This is a genomic window from Streptomyces sp. NPDC059994, from assembly GCF_042737755.1.
Lineage (GTDB): Bacteria > Actinomycetota > Actinomycetes > Streptomycetales > Streptomycetaceae > Streptomyces.
This window is the reverse complement of the sequence record NZ_JBHWUR010000130.1, coordinates 1-19,512: the sequence shown is the minus strand read 5'-3', so window position 1 is coordinate 19,512 and position 19,512 is coordinate 1. Positions and strand designations below refer to the sequence as shown.

The 19,512-nt window shown below is 71.0% G+C and carries 15 protein-coding genes; 8 read left to right on the top strand and 7 right to left on the bottom strand.

What is annotated here, in order from left to right:
- Positions 1-176 precede the first annotated feature (176 nt).
- From ACFWA7_RS35680 to ACFWA7_RS35660, 5 genes are read right to left on the bottom strand one after another with little or no spacing between them, the layout of a single operon-like run.
- Positions 177-1,487: a DUF58 domain-containing protein gene (locus ACFWA7_RS35680; protein WP_385827240.1), complete on the bottom strand. Its 1,311-nt coding sequence runs from the start codon at positions 1,485-1,487 to the stop codon at positions 177-179.
- 10 nt (positions 1,488-1,497) lie between these two features.
- Positions 1,498-2,481, bottom strand: a complete 984-nt coding sequence (locus tag ACFWA7_RS35675) for an AAA family ATPase (RefSeq protein WP_385827238.1) — start codon at positions 2,479-2,481, stop codon at positions 1,498-1,500.
- On the bottom strand, positions 2,478-3,683 hold the full coding sequence (locus tag ACFWA7_RS35670; protein ID WP_385827236.1) for a DUF4350 domain-containing protein: 1,206 nt from the start codon (positions 3,681-3,683) through the stop codon (positions 2,478-2,480). Before ACFWA7_RS35670 ends, ACFWA7_RS35675 begins: the two co-directional genes overlap by 4 nt.
- Positions 3,680-4,396 carry a DUF4129 domain-containing protein gene (locus tag ACFWA7_RS35665; protein ID WP_385827234.1) on the bottom strand — a complete coding sequence of 239 codons (717 nt, stop codon included), beginning with the start codon at positions 4,394-4,396 and terminating at the stop codon, positions 3,680-3,682. The genes ACFWA7_RS35670 and ACFWA7_RS35665 overlap by 4 nt, the downstream gene beginning before the upstream one ends.
- Before the next feature lie 4 nt (positions 4,397-4,400).
- Complete coding sequence (locus tag ACFWA7_RS35660) at positions 4,401-5,639, bottom strand: hypothetical protein (RefSeq protein WP_385827232.1); 1,239 nt, start codon at positions 5,637-5,639, stop codon at positions 4,401-4,403.
- A 155-nt stretch (positions 5,640-5,794) separates the two neighbouring features.
- On the opposite strand from ACFWA7_RS35660, the gene mtnA reads away from it, so the two are divergent.
- The 7 genes from mtnA (at position 5,795) to ACFWA7_RS35625 (ending at position 14,418) form a co-directional block, all read left to right on the top strand.
- Positions 5,795-6,943 (top strand): S-methyl-5-thioribose-1-phosphate isomerase, encoded by a 1,149-nt coding sequence (gene mtnA / locus ACFWA7_RS35655; RefSeq protein WP_385538828.1) that lies wholly within the window; start codon positions 5,795-5,797, stop codon positions 6,941-6,943.
- A gap of 4 nt (positions 6,944-6,947) precedes the next feature.
- Positions 6,948-7,637: a two-component system response regulator MtrA gene (mtrA, locus tag ACFWA7_RS35650; RefSeq protein WP_188278465.1), complete on the top strand. Its 690-nt coding sequence runs from the start codon at positions 6,948-6,950 to the stop codon at positions 7,635-7,637.
- Position 7,638: 1 nt separating this feature from the next.
- Positions 7,639-9,687, top strand: coding sequence for an MtrAB system histidine kinase MtrB (mtrB, locus tag ACFWA7_RS35645; RefSeq protein ID WP_385538825.1), 2,049 nt, complete (start codon positions 7,639-7,641; stop codon positions 9,685-9,687).
- The gene (locus tag ACFWA7_RS35640; RefSeq protein ID WP_385827230.1) at positions 9,677-11,566 is read left to right on the top strand and encodes an LpqB family beta-propeller domain-containing protein; all 1,890 of its coding nucleotides are present in this window, start codon (positions 9,677-9,679) and stop codon (positions 11,564-11,566) included. Before mtrB ends, ACFWA7_RS35640 begins: the two co-directional genes overlap by 11 nt.
- A gap of 116 nt (positions 11,567-11,682) precedes the next feature.
- Positions 11,683-12,429, top strand: a complete 747-nt coding sequence (locus ACFWA7_RS35635; protein ID WP_385827228.1) for a ComF family protein — start codon at positions 11,683-11,685, stop codon at positions 12,427-12,429.
- A gap of 322 nt (positions 12,430-12,751) precedes the next feature.
- A complete protein-coding gene (gene hpf, locus ACFWA7_RS35630) occupies positions 12,752-13,441 on the top strand; it encodes a ribosome hibernation-promoting factor, HPF/YfiA family (RefSeq protein ID WP_385538820.1) in 690 nt (229 codons plus the stop codon).
- Between the two features lie 224 nt (positions 13,442-13,665).
- Positions 13,666-14,418: a response regulator gene (locus tag ACFWA7_RS35625; protein WP_385538819.1), complete on the top strand. Its 753-nt coding sequence runs from the start codon at positions 13,666-13,668 to the stop codon at positions 14,416-14,418.
- Between the two features lie 62 nt (positions 14,419-14,480).
- On the opposite strand, the gene ACFWA7_RS35620 is transcribed toward ACFWA7_RS35625, so the two are convergent.
- Together ACFWA7_RS35620 and ACFWA7_RS35615 are read right to left on the bottom strand one after the other, a co-directional pair.
- Positions 14,481-15,650, bottom strand: coding sequence for a winged helix-turn-helix domain-containing protein (locus ACFWA7_RS35620; protein WP_385827226.1), 1,170 nt, complete (start codon positions 15,648-15,650; stop codon positions 14,481-14,483).
- Between the two features lie 73 nt (positions 15,651-15,723).
- Positions 15,724-16,359 (bottom strand): GNAT family N-acetyltransferase, encoded by a 636-nt coding sequence (locus ACFWA7_RS35615; RefSeq protein ID WP_385538815.1) that lies wholly within the window; start codon positions 16,357-16,359, stop codon positions 15,724-15,726.
- A 195-nt stretch (positions 16,360-16,554) separates the two neighbouring features.
- On the opposite strand from ACFWA7_RS35615, the gene secA reads away from it, so the two are divergent.
- Positions 16,555-19,401 (top strand): preprotein translocase subunit SecA, encoded by a 2,847-nt coding sequence (gene secA, locus ACFWA7_RS35610; RefSeq protein ID WP_385538813.1) that lies wholly within the window; start codon positions 16,555-16,557, stop codon positions 19,399-19,401.
- Positions 19,402-19,512: the final 111 nt, after the last annotated feature.

The window sequence follows — 19,512 nt, the reverse complement described above, 5'->3', positions numbered from 1 at the left end:
CGGAAGCTAAGCCTTTCAGCGCCGATGGTACTGCAGGGGGGACCCTGTGGGAGAGTAGGACACCGCCGAACAATCTTTAGCCTCAACCCCCGTGCCCTTTTGGGCCGGGGGTTGAGGCATTTTTGCGTTCAGGGCCTTATCAGGTCGGACCTTTTCCCCGTCCCAACCCGCTCCCATCAGAGTCGGCCTGCAGCCTTCAGCTCCAGGTACGCGTCGGCCAGCGCCGGAGCGAGTTCATCCGGGGTGGCGTCCACGACGGTGACGCCGTGGCGCATCAGTTGTTCAGCCGTGCGGCGGCGCTGTTCCTGGGTGCGGCTGGCGGCGGCTGCTTCGTAAACGGCGTCCACAGTGCCACGCGACTCCGCCAACTTCTTGATATGGGGGTCGGCGATCGCCGCGACCAGGACTGTGTGGCGCTTCGTGAGCTGCGGGAGAACGGGGAGCAGGCCTTCTTCCACGGGGGCTGCGTCCAGACTGGTCAGCAGCACGATCAAGGAACGTCGAGGAGCGTTGGCGAGTGCGGCGGCGCTCAAGCCTCGGGCATCCGTTTCCACCAACTCGGGCTCGAGTGGCGCGAGTGCGTTGACCAGAGAGGGCAGGAGTTCGCCGGCGGCGCGGCCCTGTACCTGGGCCCGTACACGACGGTCGTACGCGAGGAGGTCGACGCGGTCGCCCGCGCGGGAGGCGAGTGCGGCGAGGAGCAGAGTGGCGTCCATGGCGGCGTCCAGGCGCGGGATGTCTCCGACGCGGCCTGCCGAGGTACGCCCCGTATCGAGGACGACAAGGATGTGACGGTCGCGTTCGGGCCGCCAGGTGCGTACGGCGACGGTGTTCTGCCGGGCAGTGGCGCGCCAGTCGATGGAGCGGGTGTCGTCGCCCGGGACGTAGGGGCGAAGGCTGTCGAACTCGGTGCCTTCCCCGCGGGTCAACACGCTGGTGCGGCCATCGAGTTCGCGCAGTCGGGCCAGCCGGGACGGCAGGTGTTTGCGGCTGGTGAACGGTGGCAGTACGCGCACGGTCCAGGGGACGTGGTGGCTGCCTTGCCGGGAGACGAGGCCGAGTGGTCCATATGAGCGGACGGTGATCTGCTGGGAGCGGCGGTCGCCCCGCCGGGTCGGGCGCAGGGCCGTGGTGACGCGGCGGCGTTCGTCGGCAGGGACCGTCAATGTGTGCCGGGAGGCGTCCTGTTCGGCGCCGGAGGTCCAACTGCTGGGTGGCCAGGCGTCGCGGAGCTGGGCCCGCAACGGGCGTCCGGAGGGATTGGTGACGGTGAGGACGACCTCAGCGGCGTCACCTAGTCGAACTGATGTATCACCGTTTCGGGTGAATTGAAGCTTTCGCACTGGCGCGGCGAGGGCGTAGTCGCACATCATTGCGAGTGTGAGGGGGGCGTTGACCGCGAGCATTCCCGCCCAGCTCGGGGCCCATACGCCGACGGGGACGGAGCCGAGGGCAGCGAGCAGAGCAGTGCGTCCGGTGAGAGCCACGATCGCCGTCTCAGCGGGGGACGGGGACGTGGGCGAGGACCGAGGTGATGACGGAGTCGGCGGTGACGCCCTCCATCTCCGCCTCGGGACGCAACTGGATGCGATGGCGAAGTGTGGGGAGGGCCAAGGCCTTTACGTCGTCAGGGATCACATAGTCCCGGCCCGTGAGCCAGGCCCAGGCGCGAGCGGTGGAGAGCAGGGCGGTGGCGCCTCGGGGAGAGACACCGAGGCTGAGTGAGGGGGATTCACGCGTGGCACGACAGATATCGACGACATAGCCGGTGATCTCTGCGGAGACCGAGGTCTTGGCGACGGCAGCGCGAGCCGCTTCGAGGTCGGCGGCTCCCGCGACCGGGCGGACTCCGGCTGCCTGGAGGTTGCGAGGGTCGAAGCCCCCGGCGTGACGGGCGAGGACGTTGATCTCGTCCGCGCGCGAGGGCAGAGGCACCGTCAACTTCAGCAGGAAGCGGTCCAGCTGGGCTTCCGGCAGGGGATAGGTGCCCTCGTACTCGACGGGGTTCTGCGTAGCGGCGACCAGGAAGGGCTCGGGGAGCGGTCGCGGTCTGCCGTCGACCGTGACCTGACGCTCCTCCATGGCTTCGAGGAGGGACGACTGGGTCTTCGGAGGAGTGCGGTTGATCTCGTCCGCGAGCAGCAGATTGGTGAACACCGGGCCGGCCTGGAAGGAGAACTCGGCGGTGCGGGCGTCGTAGATCAGCGAGCCCGTGACATCACTGGGCATCAGATCGGGGGTGAACTGGACGCGCTTGGTGTCGAGTTCGAGCGAAGCGGCGAGCGCACGCACCAGGAGCGTCTTGGCGACGCCGGGGACTCCTTCGAGGAGGACATGGCCGCGGCACAGCAGTGCCACGACCAGGCCCGTGACGGCGGAGTCCTGGCCGACCACGGCCTTGGCGATCTCGGCGCGCAGGGCCTCCAGGGAGGCCCGGGCGCTGTCCGGGTTCGCTGCGGTCGCCGGGGTTCGGTCGCTCATGAGGTGCGTACCTCTCTTTCGAGGGCGTCGAGTTCGTCCGCGAGGCGGACCAGTGCGTCGTCGTCGGCCGGGGCCGGGCCGAAGAGCAGGACATGAAGGTCCCGTTCGGCTGACGGGAACCGGGCGGAGACGGCGGGGACGAGGAGTTCGGGCGCGTGTGCCGAGGCAGCGGGCACGCCCAGGAGGGGAGCAAGACGGGTGCGGGTGGCCGAGCGCAGGGCGTCGGCCGCGCGGTCGCGGGCGTTGGCCTTGCGGTAGAGGCGGGCCCGGCCCTCGGTGGCCTCGGACGCGCGGACGGCGACCGGGAGTTGCTCGGTCACCAGCGGGCCGAGGCGGCGGGCTCGCCAGATGGCGGCGAGTGCGGCCGCGAGGGTGAGCTGGAGGGTGGCCCAGAGCCAGCCGGACGGGATGAGGTCGAAGAAGCTGCGGTCACCGCCGTCGGTGGCCGAGACATCACCGAGCGAGGGGAGGTACCAGACCAGATGGGGGCGGGAGCCGAGGAGTTGGAGGGCGAGCGAGGCGTTGCCCTGCTTGTCGAGACGGTGGTTGTAGAGGATGTCCGGGGCGCCGAGCAGGACGGTGTCGCCGTGGGCGGGAGCCTGTATCCGGAGCAGGGTGGGCAATCCGCCTGCGGGGTAACAGGCGTCGTCGGCCTGGCCGTCGGCGGTGTAGCGGACACCTCCGGTGTCGGCGCTTCCGGCGCGGACGGCCAGCGGCAGGGAGCAGTTCGGTTCGCGGTTGCTGACCGAGGACGAGGCCTCTTCCCGTACGCCAGGGGCGAGCACGGGAAGGGAGGGCGCGCCCGGGGAGATCAGCACGGTGCGTCCGCCGGACTCGGTGGTGGCGGCGTGGAGCCGGTGTTGCTGGGATGCCGTGAGCAGATCGGGGACGGTGACCAGGAGTGTGGTGTCCGGACCTGTGGCGCGGGTGGCTTCGTCGAGGGTGGTGGCCACGCGCGTGGAGACGCCCTGGTCCTTGAGGAGTTCGGCGACGGCGCGACTGCCGTAGCGGTCTGCCGACCGGGGGTCGAGGCGGCCGTGCTGGTCGCCGGAGCGGGTGGCGGCGAGGGCGATCCCGGCGACCAGGAGGATCACGGCGGCGAGCAGCAGCCCGCGGGTGCGCGTCCAGATCTGACGGGGCGTCGCGTCGGTGGACGTGGAAGCGAGGGAGGCAGCGCCGGCGGGGGCCTGGGTGCCGGTCATTCGGCGGCTCCCCGGGCAGTCGCTTGCACTGTGGGGCGCTGGGCGAGGGCGCTGAGATCCGGCTTCGTACGTTCCAGGTCGGTGTCGAGGTCATACAGGCGGCGGTACGCGGCCTCGTTCGCCGTACGGCCCCCGTATGTGACGTCGTCGAACTCGCGGGCGGCGGCGCGGAGTCGGTCGGCGTGGCCGGGCAGCGGACGCCCAGCCTCGGCAGCGGCCTCGTCGGCGGTGCGGCCGGGGCGCGGGTCGAGGAGGGCGCGTTCCTCCAGGGAGCGGACGACCGCGCGCATCCGTTCCTGGACGGCCTGGGTCCAGCGGCCGGCCACGGCGTGGGTCTCGGCGGCGGCGCGGTGCTCTGCGGCGCTGCGCGGGCGGTCGTCGAAGACCGTGCCGACGGTGGAGACAACGCGCTTCGGGGTGCCCAGCCGCCACCACAGGGCGGCGATCAGGGCGAGGACGAACACGGCGATGGCGGCCAGTCCGAGCGCGCCGCCCGGGGCTGCGCCCGAGGCGGCGTCGAACAAGCCGCCGACCCAGTCCCAGAACCGGTTGAGGGCGCGCTCCAGGAGGTTCGGGTCGTTCTCGTGGTACATCGGGTTCGACAGTTCGCGCCGTGCCGCCTCGCGGGCGGGCACGCGCGGAGTGTCCACCGGTGGTTCGCCCGTCGATCGGACCAGCAGCCGCACCATGGTTGTGCCCCCCGTTGCGGACACCGCATCAGCTCCCGGGAGTCTCGTGGCCCGGCAGGTTCGCGGCGCGGGCGAGATCGAGGTCGAGGGCCTCGCGGCGGATGCGCTGGTCGATGTAGAGCAGCGCGGCGACACCGGCGGAGATCGGGTAGGTGATCGCCGAGCCGATCACGGCGCCGATCCCGGTGATGATCAGGAACGGCCAGCCGAAGTCGGAACCGGCCCCGGAGAAGAGGCTGCTGGCGCCGCCGTCGTCCACGAGCGTTCCGATGACGGTGAACGGGATCGCGATGATCATCGAGACGATGAAGGTGAGGAGCAGCGTCAGCAGCGTGATGCCGAAAATGCGCCACCAGGCGCCGCGGACCAGCTTGGCGGACCGGCGCAGGGACTTGACGAGGCCCTGACGCTCCAGCATCAGCGCGGGGGCGGCGAGGCTGAACTGGACCAGCAGCCAGATGACGACCACGACGGCGGCCAGCCCGCCGAGCCCTGCCAGGGCCGCACCCGCGTCGGATCCGATGAGCGCCCCCGGAAGGATGCCGATGCCGACGACCGCGCCCGCCATCGAAGGCAGCAGCACAAGGAGGCCGAGCAGGGGCAGCAGCCTCGGCCGGGCCTCCGCCCAGGCCTCCCGCAGCGTCACCGGGCGCCCCAGGACGGAGCGGCTGATGACGACAGTGAGGACCGCCGTGACGAAGAGCGTGCCGATCAGCGCGAGGACGCCGATGGGCAGCAGGCTGAGCATGCTGGAGCGCAGCGAGTCGAAGGCCTGGTCGATGGCCTCGGTGCCGGTGGCGTTCGGGTCGATCTCCGGAGGGTCCGGCAGGAGGTAGCGCTGGACGAGGATGTCCGCGATCTGCGTGATCACGGCGACCGTGAGGGTGAGGCCGAGGACCGTGCGCCAGTGGGCGCGCATCGTCGACACCGCGCCGTCGAGGATCTCGCCGACCCCGAGCGGGCGGAGCGGGATGACGCCGGGCTTGGCGGCGGGTGCGGGGCCCCAGCCGGAGTTCCAGTTCCCGCCGGGGGCGGGGGGCCGGCCCCAGCCGCCCTGCTGGGCCCCAGGAGGGCCCGGAGGGGGCGGGGGCGTGCCCTGGCCCGGCGTGGCGGCGGGAGGCGACCACTGGCCCGCAGGAGGCTGGTTCCGGGACCACTGGGAGGACGCGCGGGCCCGGTCGGAAGGCTCGGGCTGCCCGGCAGCGCCGGAGTCCTCGCCGTCGGAGGGGGCCGATCCGGGCGAAGCCCAGCCCGGAGAGTCGTTCACGGTCGTCCACCTCGTGGATTGGTCGTGGGACCAGCTCGGCGAGCCGGCTCGTTGGGGTTGGCAGCCATCGTGCCATGCGGTTCCGGGCCGCGGACCGGCCCCCGTATCTCGTTAGCACCTTCAATTGTCGGCGGCTCACCGGGCAGACTGGGCGGATGGCTGATCACGAGGTGCGATCCACCGTGGGCTCCGAGCCGCCGCGACTGGCACAGCTGCGCTGGGACGAGCCGCCGGAGGGGCCGGTGCTGGTGCTCCTCGACCAGACCCGGCTGCCGGCCGAGGAGGTCGAGCTGGTCTGTACGGATGTGCCGGCGCTGGTGCGCGCCATCCAGACGCTGGCGGTCCGCGGGGCGCCGCTGCTGGGGATCGCCGGGGCGTACGGGGTGGCGCTGGCCGGGGTGCGCGGCTACGACGTGCAGGAGGCCGCGGCTCTGCTGGCGGCGGCGCGGCCCACCGCGGTGAACCTCGGGTACGGGGTGCGGCTGGCCCTGGACGCGTATCAGGCGGCGGTCGGCAAGGGCGCGGGTTCTCAGGCGGCCGGGGCGGCGGCGCTGGCGGCCGCGAAGGCCCTGCACCGGGCGGACGCGGAGGCCAGTGCCAAGATGGCGGCGCACGGCCTCGCACTGCTCGACGAGCTGCTGCCCGGCGGCAGCCACCGGGTGCTCACACACTGCAACACCGGGCGGCTGGTCTCCGGCGGCGAGGGCACCGCGTTCGCGGTGGCGCTGGCCGCGCACCGGGCGGGCCGGCTGCGGCGGCTGTGGGTGGACGAGACGCGGCCACTGCTGCAAGGAGCCAGACTGACCGCGTACGAGGCGGCGCGCAGTGGAATGGCGTACAGCTTGCTGACCGACAATGCTGCGGGTTCGCTGTTCGCGGCGGGGGAGGTGGACGCTGTGCTGATCGGGGCCGACCGGATCGCCGCGGACGGATCGGTGGCGAACAAGGTGGGAAGCTATCCGCTCGCGGTGCTCGCCAAGTACCACCACGTGCCGTTCATCGTGGTGGCGCCAGTCACGACGGTGGACCTGGAAACCCCCGACGGGGCGGCGATCGAGGTCGAGCAGCGACCCGGGCAGGAGGTGACGGAGCTCACCGGACCGCAGATCTCTGCGGCCGGGTGGGGGACCGGCGGCGGACTGCCCGTGGCGCCGCTGGGGACGCAGGCGTACAACCCTGCCTTCGATGTGACGCCCCCCGAGCTGGTGACCGCGATTGTCACCGAGGAAGGTGTGCTCTCCCCCGTGACGGGGGGCGGGCTGAGAGAGCTGTGTGCCAGGTCACGCCAGGTAACGATTAGCTAATGGGATGATGACGTTTATGAAGGGACGCGTCCTTGTCGTCGACGACGACACCGCGCTGGCCGAGATGCTCGGCATTGTGCTGCGTGGAGAAGGTTTTGAGCCGTCGTTCGTAGCGGACGGCGACAAGGCACTGGCGGCATTCCGTGAGGCCAAGCCGGACCTGGTACTGCTGGACCTCATGCTGCCCGGACGGGACGGCATCGAGGTCTGCAGGCTGATCAGGGCCGAGTCAGGTGTGCCGATCGTGATGCTCACCGCCAAGAGCGACACCGTGGATGTGGTGGTCGGCCTGGAATCCGGGGCGGACGACTACATCGTGAAGCCGTTCAAGCCGAAGGAACTGGTCGCCCGTATCCGGGCGCGCCTGAGGAGGTCGGAGGAGCCGGCGCCGGAGCAGCTGGCGATCGGCGATCTGGTGATCGACGTGGCGGGTCACTCCGTGAAGCGGGACGGGCAGTCCATCGCCCTGACCCCGCTGGAGTTCGACCTGCTGGTCGCGCTGGCCCGTAAGCCGTGGCAGGTGTTCACCCGCGAGGTGCTCCTGGAGCAGGTGTGGGGGTACCGGCACGCGGCGGACACGCGGCTGGTCAACGTGCACGTCCAGCGGCTGCGCTCGAAGGTCGAGAAGGACCCCGAGCGTCCGGAGATCGTGGTGACCGTCCGTGGTGTCGGTTACAAGGCCGGACCGAGCTGATATGTCCCGCGGCGGTGCTGCTCCGAAGCCCGGGAAGCCCGGGGTCCGTGGGGGGCGGGCTGCTGGTGAGGGACGTAAGACGTCATGGGGCGGGCGGATCCTCCAGGAGGGCACGCCCGGCAGCCCCGTGCTGAGGCTCTTTGTGCGCTGGGTGCGGCGTCCGCTGCTGCCCGCGGTGCGGCTGTGGCGGCGCAACATCCAGGTGCGGGTGGTCGCCTCCACCCTGCTGATGTCGCTGGGTGTGGTGCTGCTGCTCGGGTTCGTTGTCATCGGTCAGGTGCGCAACGGGCTCCTCGTCACCAAGGAGAAGGCGTCCGAGAGCCAGTCCGCGGGCGGCTTCGCCGTGGCCAAGGACAAGGCCAGCGCCCCGGCGGCGCCGGGCGGACAGGACGACGCCGGCTCGGACGGGCGGGGCGCAAGCTCGGTGACCTGGCGCAGCGAGCTGGTGACCCAGCTCGCCAGCGGCGGGCAGGGCGCGTTCTACGTGGTCGCGCTGAGCGCCGATTCCGAGGACTCGCCCTCCAGCAACCGGGGCCCGCGCGCCTCGGGCGGCGTGGACCCGGTCTCCAGCGTCCCGCAGAGCCTGCGGGAAAACGTCGACCAGGGCACGGGCGCATACAAGACATACGCCTCGATCAAGTACCTCGACGGGCAGGAGTCCAAGCCGGGGCTGGTCATCGGGACCAAGCTGAAGGACGTCGACGGCCAGGCCTACCAGCTGTACTACCTCTTCCCGCTGGCGCAGGAGGAGAAGACGCTGAGCCTGGTCAAGGGCACCCTTGCGACCGCCGGGCTGTTCCTGGTGGTGCTCCTCGGGGCGATCGCCTGGCTGGTGGTGCGGCAGGTCGTCACCCCGGTGCGGATGGCCGCGCAGATCGCGGAGCGGCTCTCCGCGGCCAAGCTCCAGGAGCGGATGAAGGTCACCGGCGAGGACGACATCGCCCGGCTCGGCGAGGCCTTCAACAAGATGGCGCAGAACCTCCAGATCAAGATCCAGCAGCTGGAGGAGCTGTCGCGGATGCAGCGGCGGTTCGTCTCGGACGTCTCGCACGAGCTGCGTACGCCGCTGACGACCGTACGGATGGCCGCGGACGTCATCCACGACGCGCGCGTCGACTTCGATCCGGTGACGGCGCGGTCGGCGGAGCTGCTGGCCGGGCAGCTCGACCGGTTCGAGTCGCTGCTCGCCGACCTGCTGGAGATCAGCCGGTTCGACGCGGGCGCGGCGGCCCTGGAGGCCGAGCCGATAGACCTGCGGAACGTCGTACGACGGGTGATCGAGGGTGCCGAGCCGCTCGCCGAGCGCAAGGGCACCCGGATACGGGTGGTCGGGGACGACCAGCCGGTGGTCGCGGAGGCCGACGCCCGAAGGGTCGAACGGGTGCTGCGCAACCTCGTGGTCAACGCCGTGGAGCACGGCGAGGGCCGGGATGTGGTGGTGCGTATGGGCACGGCCGGCGGCGCCGTCGCGATCGCGGTGCGCGACTACGGAGTGGGCCTGAAGCCGGGCGAGGCGACCCGGGTGTTCAACCGCTTCTGGCGGGCCGACCCGGCTCGGGCCAGGACGACCGGAGGCACCGGTCTGGGACTGTCGATCGCGGTCGAGGACGCGCGGCTGCACGGCGGCTGGCTCCAGGCCTGGGGCGAGCCGGGTGGCGGCTCCCAGTTCCGGCTGACGCTGCCGCGTACGGCCGACGAGCCGCTGCGCGGATCGCCGATACCGCTGGAACCGGAGGACTCGCGGGCCGCGCGCGAGCGTGCCCGCCAGGGCGCGACGGCCGAGCAGGGCAACGGGCTGCGGCTGGCGAGCGTGCCCGTCCAGCCCGCCGCCACCCACTCCTCGCTGCCCGTGCCGCCCCGGCCCCCGGTCCCGCCGAGGACGTCCGGGCCGGCCGCCGATCCGACCGCGCTGCCCGGTGGCGGCGGGGCCAGGGTGGTGCCCCGGGTCAGTGACGCGCGCGTGGAGGGCGAATCCGTACCATCGCAGGCTGCTGACAGAGCGGCTGCCCCGGCAGCCGCCGACCAGGAGGAATCGGCTCGTGGGCGCTGATCGGGGGAGGGGCCGCGGCCGTCGGCTGCGGTCGGCCGCGCTGCTGGGCTGCGGCGGTGTGCTGGTGGCGGGGTGCGCGTCGATGCCCGACAGCGGTGACGTGCACGCGGTGCAGGCCTCGCAGCGCGCCGACTCGCAGGTGCAGGTGTACGCGGTGCCGCCGCGCGAGGGGGCGGCCGCCGACGAGATAGTCGACGGGTTCCTGGAGGCGATGACCAGTGACGACCCGCAGTTCGCGACGGCCCGCAAGTATCTGACGCCGCAGGCCGCGCGGACCTGGAAGCCGGATCTGGCGACCACGGTGCTGGCCGACGGGCCGAACCCGCAGCCGAACCGGACCAACGACAAGGGCGACAGTTCGAGCTTCACGTTCACGGTGACCGGGAAGCCGGTCGCCGTGGTGGACAAGCAGCACGCCTTCCAGCCGGCCGGGCCGAAGTCGGCGTACAACGAGACGATCCATCTCGTACGGCAGAACACGCCCAACGGCAAGGAGTGGCGCATCGACGCGCTGCCCGAGGGGCTGCTGCTGGGCCAGTCGGACTTCCAGCGCATCTACCGTTCCGTCAACAAGTACTACTTCGCGTCGGGGCAGGACCGGCTGGTCGCCGATCCGGTGTACGTGCGCCAGCGCAACGACCCCGAGACGCAGATGAACCTGGTCACCCAGACGGTCATGGCCGTCCTGGAGGGGCCGACCAACTGGCTGCGGCCGGTGGTGGGTTCGCGCTTCCCGAGCGGTACGGCGCTGAAGGAGGGCACCAAGTCGCTCTCGTTCGACGACCGCAACGCGCTGAAGGTGCCGCTCAACGAGCGGGCGTCCAACGTCGGCGGGAGTCAGTGCCGCAAGATGGCGGCCCAACTGCTGTTCACCCTGCGGGATCTGACGGCGACCCGGGTCGGCCAGGTGGAGCTGGACCGGGCGAACGGCTCGCAGCTGTGCGTGCTCGGCGGCGACCAGGCCGAGGGGTACGCCCCGGACCGTATCTCGCCCAAGCCCGGCCAGTACTTCGTGGACGCTCAGGGGCGCCTCGCGCGGATGCGTGCCGGTACGCGCGACAGCGCGGACAGCACCGACGGCGTCGACAGCACGGACGGGGACGTGGTCACCGAGCTGGTGCCCGGGCCGTTCGGTCGGGCCGAGCAGCGGCTGCGTACGGTCGCGGTGGAGCGGGACGAGAGGCGCGCGGCGGGGGTGGCGACCGACGGCCGCTCGATGTACGTGGCGCCGATCGTGTACGACGGCGAGCTGGTGAAGACGCTCGTGACCAGCCAGAGCAAGGATCCGAAGGACGGGCTCTCGGCGCCGAGTTGGGACGGGCGCAACGACCTGTGGGTGGCGGACCGGGACCCGGGTCACCCCCGGCTGCTCCGCCTCGACCAGGGTGAGGGCCAGCCGCAGGAGGTCGATGTCGCCGGTCTGAACGGGGCGCGCATCGAGCAGGTGCGGATGTCGGCGGACGGGGTGCGGATCGCGCTCCTGGTGAACGAGGGCGGCCACACGACGCTGCGGATCGGCCGCGTGGAGCGGATCGGCGATCCGGAGCACCCGCAGGTCTCCGTGGTGGAGCTGCGTCCCGGAGCGCCCCAGATGGAGGATGTGACGGCCGTTTCCTGGGCCGGTCGCAGCCGCCTCGTCGTGGTCGGCAAGGAGTCGGGCGGCCTCCAGCAGCAGCTGCGCTACATGCAGACGGACGGCTCGCTGTCGGCCGCGGGCAATCTGCCCGGCGCCAACCGGGTGACCGAGATCGCCGCCGCGGACGACGAGCGGCTGCCGCTGGTGGCGCACTCTAAGGAGGACGGCATCGTACGGCTGCCGCCGGGCGCCAACTGGAAGACGGCGGTCAAGACGGGCTCCTCGCCGGTCTATCCGGGCTGACGGCTCCGCCGCCCCGGCGGTGGACGCTCGATCGTCCCGGCAGCGGTGGCTCCGCCGCCCCGGTGGGTTTTCCACAGGGGTGGCCGGGCGGTCTCCCTGTTGGCAGAGTGGATGCCATGCGGGGATGGTGGCAGGAGATCTCCGGGCTGGTGCTGCCGGTTGCCTGCGGCGGCTGCGGCAGTCCCCGTACGGCGCTGTGTGAGCGGTGCGCGGCGGCGCTGCTCGGAGTGCCGGCACGGCGGGTCCGGCCTGCCCCCGAGCCCGCAGGGCTGCCGGTGGTGTACGCGGCGGCGGTGTACGCGGACGCCGTACGGGCGATGCTGCTCGCGCACAAGGAACGAGGTGCCCTGGGGCTGGCCGGAGTCCTCGGGCAGGCGCTCGCGGGCGCGGTGCGCGCGGCCGCCGGAGCGCCCCGGGACGGGCCGTTGCTGCTCGTGCCGGTGCCGTCGGCGCGGCGGGCGGTGCGGGCGCGCGGGCATGATCCGGCGCGCCGGATCGCCCTGGCGGCGGCCGGGGAGTTGCGGCGTACGGGTACGGACGCGCGCGTGGCGGCGGTGCTGCGCCAGCGGCGTGCGGTGGCGGACCAGTCGGGGCTGAGCGCCCGGCAGCGGCTGGCGAATCTGAGCGGGGCGCTGGAGGTGCCGGCGGGCGGTGACAGGCTGCTGGAGGGCGGCCGGGTGGTCCTGGTGGACGACCTGATGACTACGGGAGCCTCACTGGTGGAGGCGGCCCGAGCCGTCGCGGGCGCCGCCAGGACGGCGACCGGGGCGGTCGGCGATGGCCCGGCGCACACACTTCCGGGATTCGCACGACGAACGGCGGCGGCCGCGGTCGTCGCGTCCACTCCGGCATCCTTCGAATAAACCGGAACTGACAGGGAACTTGCATCGTTGCAGGTAGTGAGAGGGAGGAAACACCTGAACGGAGGTACGTGCGGGTAGCGGGTGCCGACACCCGTCCGAGCGAGCTATGTTCGGTTGTGAGGAATGGCGAGAGCTGAGCCTCACTGAACGCACGGCCTTCTGGCTATTTCCCCGACCCTGAAGTCGGTGGGGTGACGATCTTCCCCACGGGGGAGGAGGAGGTGAAAGTCGCCCAGTCCGAGACTCCGGGGGTCACCGGAGTCTGGTGCAAGAGGGAGATGCTCCGCAGTGAAGGCGGAGTGATCCGGGAACGGAGTTCTGCGTGGACATCGTCGTCAAGGGCCGCAAGACCGAGGTACCCGAGCGGTTCCGCAAGCACGTGGCCGAGAAGCTGAAGCTGGAGAAGATCCAGAAGCTCGACGGCAAGGTAATCAGCCTCGACGTCGAGGTGTCCAAGGAACACAACCCGCGGCAGGCCGACCGTTCCGACCGAGTGGAGATCACGCTGCACTCGCGTGGCCCGGTGATCCGGGCGGAGGCGGCGGCAGGAGATCCGTACGCAGCCCTCGACCTGGCCCACAGCAAGCTGGAGGCGCGGCTGCGCAAGCAGCACGACAAGCGCTACACCCGCAGGGGCAACGGTCGGCTGTCGGCTGCCGAAGTGGCCGTCGTGGTGCCGGACGCCGCCGAGTTGAACGGAAGCGGGGAGCTCGTGAACCGTACGACGGAGGAGGGCGTCCCCATCACCCGGATGGGATCGGTCGAAGTCCAGGGCGAAGGCCCGCTCGTGGTCCGCGAGAAGACCCATGTCGCCGCCCCGATGACGCTCGACCAGGCGCTCTACGAGATGGAGCTGGTCGGGCACGACTTCTACCTCTTCGTCGACTCCGAGACGAAGCAGCCCAGTGTCGTCTACCGGCGGCACGCCTACGACTACGGCGTGATTCATCTGGAATCGGACCCGCTCGCCGGTGAGGACGCGGGCGGCGCCGGCGGAGCGCTCGGCGGATGACCAGGTCGGCGGCGCGCTGAACGGATCCGTGCGGCGCGCCGTACCAGAGTGCGGTGGTGCCCCTGGAGCGCTTGTGCGCCCCCAGGGGCACCATTGTGCGACTGCTGGACCACCGCTCTGTCGGCCGGGCATGAAATCATGGCGTCGCACGCCAACCGCTCCTTCGTGGAGCACGGTTGGTGAAGCAACACCAACTCGGGCCATGGCCTTCAGGGGGAGGAACGATGGCAGACAGCTTCGGGCCGGTGCACGGCGGGTCGGCCCCGGACGGTTCTGACGGGGCTCCCGCCGGCATGGAAGCGGCCGGATCGCGCAAGGAGCCGATCCGGGTCCTGGTCGTCGACGACCACGCGCTGTTCCGCCGGGGCCTGGAGATCGTGCTGGCCGCGGAGGAGGACATCCAGGTCGTCGGCGAGGCGGGCGACGGGGCGGAGGCCGTGGACAAGGCGGCGGACCTGCTTCCCGACATCGTGCTGATGGATGTACGGATGCCGAGGCGCGGCGGGATCGAGGCCTGCACCTCCATCAAGGAGGTGGCCCCCAGCGCGAAGATCATCATGCTGACGATCAGCGACGAGGAGGCCGACCTCTACGACGCGATCAAGGCGGGTGCGACGGGCTACCTCCTCAAGGAGATCTCCACCGACGAGGTGGCGACCGCGATCCGGGCGGTGGCGGACGGCCAGTCCCAGATCAGCCCGTCGATGGCGTCGAAGCTGCTCACCGAGTTCAAGTCGATGATCCAGCGCACCGACGAGCGCCGGCTGGTGCCCGCGCCGAGGCTCACCGATCGTGAGCTGGAGGTGCTCAAGCTCGTCGCCACGGGGATGAACAACCGCGACATCGCCAAGGAGTTGTTCATCTCCGAGAACACCGTGAAGAATCACGTCCGCAACATCCTGGAGAAACTGCAGCTGCACTCCAGGATGGAGGCGGTGGTCTACGCGATGCGCGAGAAGATCCTGGAGATCCGCTAGAGCCTGCCCGGCCCGGCCTGGCCCCGATCCGCCGCGCGGCGCCGCCTTGGCCCGGGCTCGGCTCAGGCCGCCGCGATCGCCGCCGTCAGCTCCCGGGCGATCCCCGGAGTGTCGGCGCGCTCGATCCGTACGGCGTCGCAGCCCACCCACCGCGCCGCCTCCAGCAGGGCCTGGGCCATCGGGGCTATGGCCTTCGGTGTGTCCAGGGAGACCTGCTTGGCCACCAGCGTGCGGCCCTGGCGGGCGGGGTCGGCGCGGCCGAGCAGCCTGCCGCCCGCCAGCAGGGGCATCGCGAAGTATCCGTACACCCGCTTCGGCTTGGGCGTGTAGGCCTCCAGACGGTGGCTGAAGCCGAAGATCCGCTCGGTGCGCGCGCGGTCCCAGATGAGCGAGTCGAAGGGCGACAGGAGCGTCGTGCGGTGGCGCCCGCGCGGCTCGGTGGCCAGCGCCTCCGGGTCTGCCCAGGCGGCCTTGTCCCAGCCCTGGACGGTGACGGGCACCAGCCCGGAGTCGGCGATCACCGCGTCCACCTGCTCGCCCTTCAGACGGTGGTAGTCCGCGATGTCCGCGCGCGTGCCGACGCCGAGAGAGCGGCCCGCCAGCGCGACGAGGCGGCGCAGGCACTCGGTGTCGTCCAGCTCATCGTGGAGGAAGGCGTCCGGGATGGCGCGCTCGGCCAGGTCGTACACCCGCTTCCAGCCGCGTCGTTCGGTGCACACCACCTCGCCGTACATCAGCGCACGTTCGACGGCGACCTTGGACTCCGACCAGTCCCACCACTCGCCCTTGTTCTTGGCGCCGCCCAAGTCCGTCGCGGTCAGCGGGCCTTCGGCCCGCAGCTGCTTGATCACCTGCTCGTACGCCCCGTCGGGCAGGTCGTGGTGCCAGTGCGGGCGGGAGCGGTAGGCGCGCCGGCGGAAGGCGAAGTGCGGCCACTCCTCCACGGGGAGGATGCAGGCGGCGTGCGACCAGTACTCGAAGGCGTGGCCGTCCGTCCAGTACGCCCCGTCCACCGCCTTGCGGCCCACCGCGCCCAGGCGTGCGTACGGAATCAACTCGTGTGACCGGGCGAGGACCGAGATCGTGTCGAGCTGGACCGCGCCCAGGTGGCGCAGCACGCCCCGGACCCCGCCCCTGCGGTCGGGGGCGCCCATGAAGCCCTGGGCGCGCAGGGCGATGCGACGGGCCTCGTCGGCGGAGAGTTGGGCGGCGGGACGCGGCAGGCTGGTCATGTTCCGCACGATAGACGGCGGCACTGACAATCCACCGGGGAGCGTCCCGGGCCGGGGCCCGGCCGCGCCCGCCTCACCCCCGGGACGGCAAGTACGCGCGCGTGGTGGGCAGACCCAGGTCGCTGGGGAGGAGCCCGCCCACCCAGCTGTCGCGGCGGGTGCCGCCGTGGACGAGGGCCGCGCGCAGGGTGCCCTCCATGGTGAAGCCCGCCTTCTCGGCCACCGCGCGCGAGGCCGCGTTGCCGACCTCCGCCCGCCACTCCAGGCGCTCGACGCCCGCCGACTCGAAGGCCCAGCGGGCCGCCGCCACCGCCGCTTCGGTCATATAGCCGCGGCCCCGGTGCTCCTTGGCCGCCCAGAACCCCAGCTCGGCGACGTTCTCGCCGCGCCGCATGACGCCGACCATCGCCACCAGCGCGCCCTCCGACGCCGCCCCCTCAGCCGCACCGGTCCCGGCGGCCTCTTCGGCCTCACCCGTCCCGGAGGTATCCCTAAGACGTACCGCGAACGTGAATTCGGAGTCGTCCCGCCAGCCGTTGGGCGCGAAGGTGCCGGTGAAGGCCTCGGCGTGCTCGCGCAGGTACGGCGAGGGGACGGTGGTCCAGCGCTGGATGTCGGGGTCCTGACAGGCCGCGTACGTGCCGTCCGCGTCCTGCGGGCCGACGGGGCGCAGCAGCAGGCGCTCGGTGCTGAGGATGACTGGGTCCATCGGCTGATTCTCCGCGCGGGGCCGGATCGCCCGCCAGGGCTTTTCGTGTTTCCCGGCACCTTCCGGGCGCCCTGTCCGTTGTCGTCATGGCAGACCTCCCGGCGTGGGCGGGTCCTCGCATACGATGGCCGTTGCCCAGAAGTAGTCAACCGTACTCGACCGCGCCAGGCCCGACCGGCAAGGAGACCAACCCCCGTGTCCGTCCTTTCAAAGCTCATGCGTGCAGGCGAAGGCAAGATCCTGCGCAAGCTGCACCGCATCGCGGACCAGGTCAACTCCATCGAAGAGGACTTCGTGAACCTCTCCGACGCCGAGCTCCGTGCCCTCACCGACGAGTACAAGGAGCGTTACGCGAACGGTGAGAGCCTGGACGACCTGCTCCCGGAAGCCTTCGCCACCGTCCGCGAGGCCGCCAAGCGCGTCCTCGGACAGCGCCACTACGACGTCCAGATGATGGGCGGCGCCGCGCTGCACCTCGGCTATGTCGCCGAGATGAAGACCGGTGAGGGCAAGACTCTCGTCGGCACGCTCCCGGCGTACCTCAACGCGCTCTCCGGCAAGGGCGTGCACCTGATCACGGTCAACGACTACCTGGCCGAGCGCGACTCCGAGATGATGGGCCGCGTGCACCGGTTCCTCGGCCTTGAGGTCGGCTGCATCCTGGCCAACATGTCGCCCGCCGAGCGCCGCGCGATGTACGCCTGTGACATCACGTACGGCACGAACAACGAGTTCGGCTTCGACTACCTGCGCGACAACATGGCGTGGTCCCAGGAGGAGCTCGTCCAGCGCGGCCACAACTTCGCGATCGTCGACGAGGTCGACTCCATCCTGGTCGACGAGGCGCGTACGCCGCTGATCATCTCCGGCCCGGCCGACCAGGCCACCAAGTGGTACGGCGACTTCGCCAAGCTGGTCACGCGCCTCACCAAGGGTGAGGCGGGCAACCCGCTCAAGGGCATCGAGGAGACCGGCGACTACGAGGTCGACGAGAAGAAGCGCACGGTCGCCATCCACGAGCCCGGCGTCGCCAAGGTCGAGGACTGGCTGGGCATCGACAACCTCTACGAGTCGGTCAACACCCCGCTCGTCGGCTACTTGAACAACGCCATCAAGGCGAAGGAACTGTTCAAGAAGGACAAGGACTACGTCGTCATGGACGGCGAAGTCATGATCGTCGACGAGCACACCGGCCGTATCCTCGCCGGCCGCCGCTACAACGAGGGCATGCACCAGGCGATCGAGGCGAAGGAAGGGGTGGACATCAAGGACGAGAACCAGACCCTCGCCACGATCACCCTGCAGAACTTCTTCCGCCTCTACAAGCGTCATGACCAGGAGGGCAAGGAAGAGCCCGGCCTCTCCGGCATGACCGGTACGGCGATGACCGAGGCCGCCGAGTTCCACCAGATCTACAAGCTCGGTGTCGTCCCGATCCCGACCAACCGCCCGATGGTCCGCAAGGACCAGTCCGACCTGATCTACCGCACCGAGGTCGCGAAGTTCGAGGCGGTCGTCGACGACATCGCCGACAAGCACGAGAAGGGCCAGCCGATCCTGGTCGGCACCACCTCGGTCGAGAAGTCCGAGTACCTCTCGCAGCAGCTCGCCAAGCGCGGTGTCCCGCACGAGGTGCTCAACGCCAAGCAGCACGAGCGCGAGGCGCCGATCATCGCCCAGGCCGGCCGCAAGGGCGCCGTCACCGTCGCCACCAACATGGCCGGCCGTGGTACCGACATCAAGCTCGGCGGCAACCCGGACGACCTCGCCGAGGCGGAGCTGCGCCAGCGCGGCCTCGACCCCGAGGAGCACATCGAGGAGTGGGCCGCGGCCCTGCCCGCCGCGCTGGAGAAGGCCGAGCGGGCCGTCAAGGCCGAGCACGACGAGGTCAAGGAGCTGGGCGGGCTCTACGTGCTCGGTACCGAGCGGCACGAGTCGCGCCGGATCGACAACCAGCTGCGCGGCCGCTCCGGCCGTCAGGGCGACCCGGGTGAGTCCCGCTTCTACCTGTCGCTCGGCGACGACCTGATGCGCCTTTTCAAGGCCCAGATGGTCGAGCGCGTCATGTCGATGGCGAACGTGCCGGACGACGTGCCGATCGAGAACAAGATGGTGACGCGCGCGATCGCGTCGGCCCAGTCGCAGGTCGAGCAGCAGAACTTCGAGACGCGTAAGAACGTCCTGAAGTACGACGAGGTGCTCAACCGCCAGCGCGAGGTCATCTACGGCGAGCGCCGCCGCGTCCTGGAGGGTGAGGACCTGCAAGAGCAGGTGCAGCACTTCATGGACGACACCATCGACGCCTACATCCAGGCGGAGACCGTCGAGGGCTTCGCCGAGGAGTGGGACCTGGACCGGCTGTGGGGCGCCTTCAAGCAGCTCTACCCGGTGAAGGTCACCGTGGAGGAGCTGGAGGAGGCGGCGGGCGACCGCGCGGGCATCACCGCCGAGTTCATCGCCGAGTCCATCAAGGACGACATCCACGAGCAGTACGCGGCGCGCGAGGAGCAGCTCGGCTCCGAGATCATGCGTGAGCTGGAGCGGCGCGTGGTCCTCTCGGTGCTCGACCGCAAGTGGCGCGAGCACCTCTACGAGATGGACTACCTCCAGGAGGGCATCGGCCTTCGTGCCATGGCGCAGAAGGACCCGCTGGTCGAGTACCAGCGCGAGGGCTTCGACATGTTCAACGCCATGATGGACGGCATCAAGGAGGAGTCCGTCGGCTATCTGTTCAACCTGGAGGTCCAGGTCGAGCAGCAGGTCGAGGAGGTCCCGGTCGAGGACACGGCGCCCTCCGGCAAGCCGTCGCTGGAGAAGGAGCCCGCCGGGGCGCGTCCGGAGATCCGGGCCAAGGGCCTGGACGCCCCGCAGCGCCCGGACCGGCTGCACTTCTCCGCCCCGACGGTGGACGGCGAGGGCGGTGTCGTCGAGGGCGACTTCGACAACGGCGACGAGCCGGCCCGCTCCGAGGCGGACGGCATGACCCGCGCGGAGCGCCGCAAGGCCCAGAAGACCACGGGCGGCCGACGCCGCAAGAAGTAGCCGCAGGGCGCAGTCGCGAGGCGCGCAGTCACCGGGTGGGGCCGGGCACCGTACGGGTGGCCCGCCCCCACTACACCGCCGCCCAACCCCCGCGCCGGTGGGCCCCCCGCA

Excerpts from the sequence above, each read along its gene's own strand:
- ACFWA7_RS35635 (WP_385827228.1), top strand. The coding sequence starts at position 11,683 with ATGCGGGGATGGTGGCAGGAGATCTCCGGGCTGGTGCTGCCGGTTGCC.
- ACFWA7_RS35615 (WP_385538815.1), bottom strand. The coding sequence starts at position 16,359 with ATGGACCCAGTCATCCTCAGCACCGAGCGCCTGCTGCTGCGCCCCGTC.
- mtrA (WP_188278465.1), top strand. The coding sequence starts at position 6,948 with ATGATGACGTTTATGAAGGGACGCGTCCTTGTCGTCGACGACGACACC.
- mtnA (WP_385538828.1), top strand. The coding sequence starts at position 5,795 with ATGGCTGATCACGAGGTGCGATCCACCGTGGGCTCCGAGCCGCCGCGA.
- ACFWA7_RS35670 (WP_385827236.1), bottom strand. The coding sequence starts at position 3,683 with ATGACCGGCACCCAGGCCCCCGCCGGCGCTGCCTCCCTCGCTTCCACG.
- ACFWA7_RS35620 (WP_385827226.1), bottom strand. The coding sequence starts at position 15,650 with ATGACCAGCCTGCCGCGTCCCGCCGCCCAACTCTCCGCCGACGAGGCC.
- ACFWA7_RS35625 (WP_385538819.1), top strand. The coding sequence starts at position 13,666 with ATGGCAGACAGCTTCGGGCCGGTGCACGGCGGGTCGGCCCCGGACGGT.
- mtrB (WP_385538825.1), top strand. The coding sequence starts at position 7,639 with ATGTCCCGCGGCGGTGCTGCTCCGAAGCCCGGGAAGCCCGGGGTCCGT.
- ACFWA7_RS35675 (WP_385827238.1), bottom strand. The coding sequence starts at position 2,481 with ATGAGCGACCGAACCCCGGCGACCGCAGCGAACCCGGACAGCGCCCGG.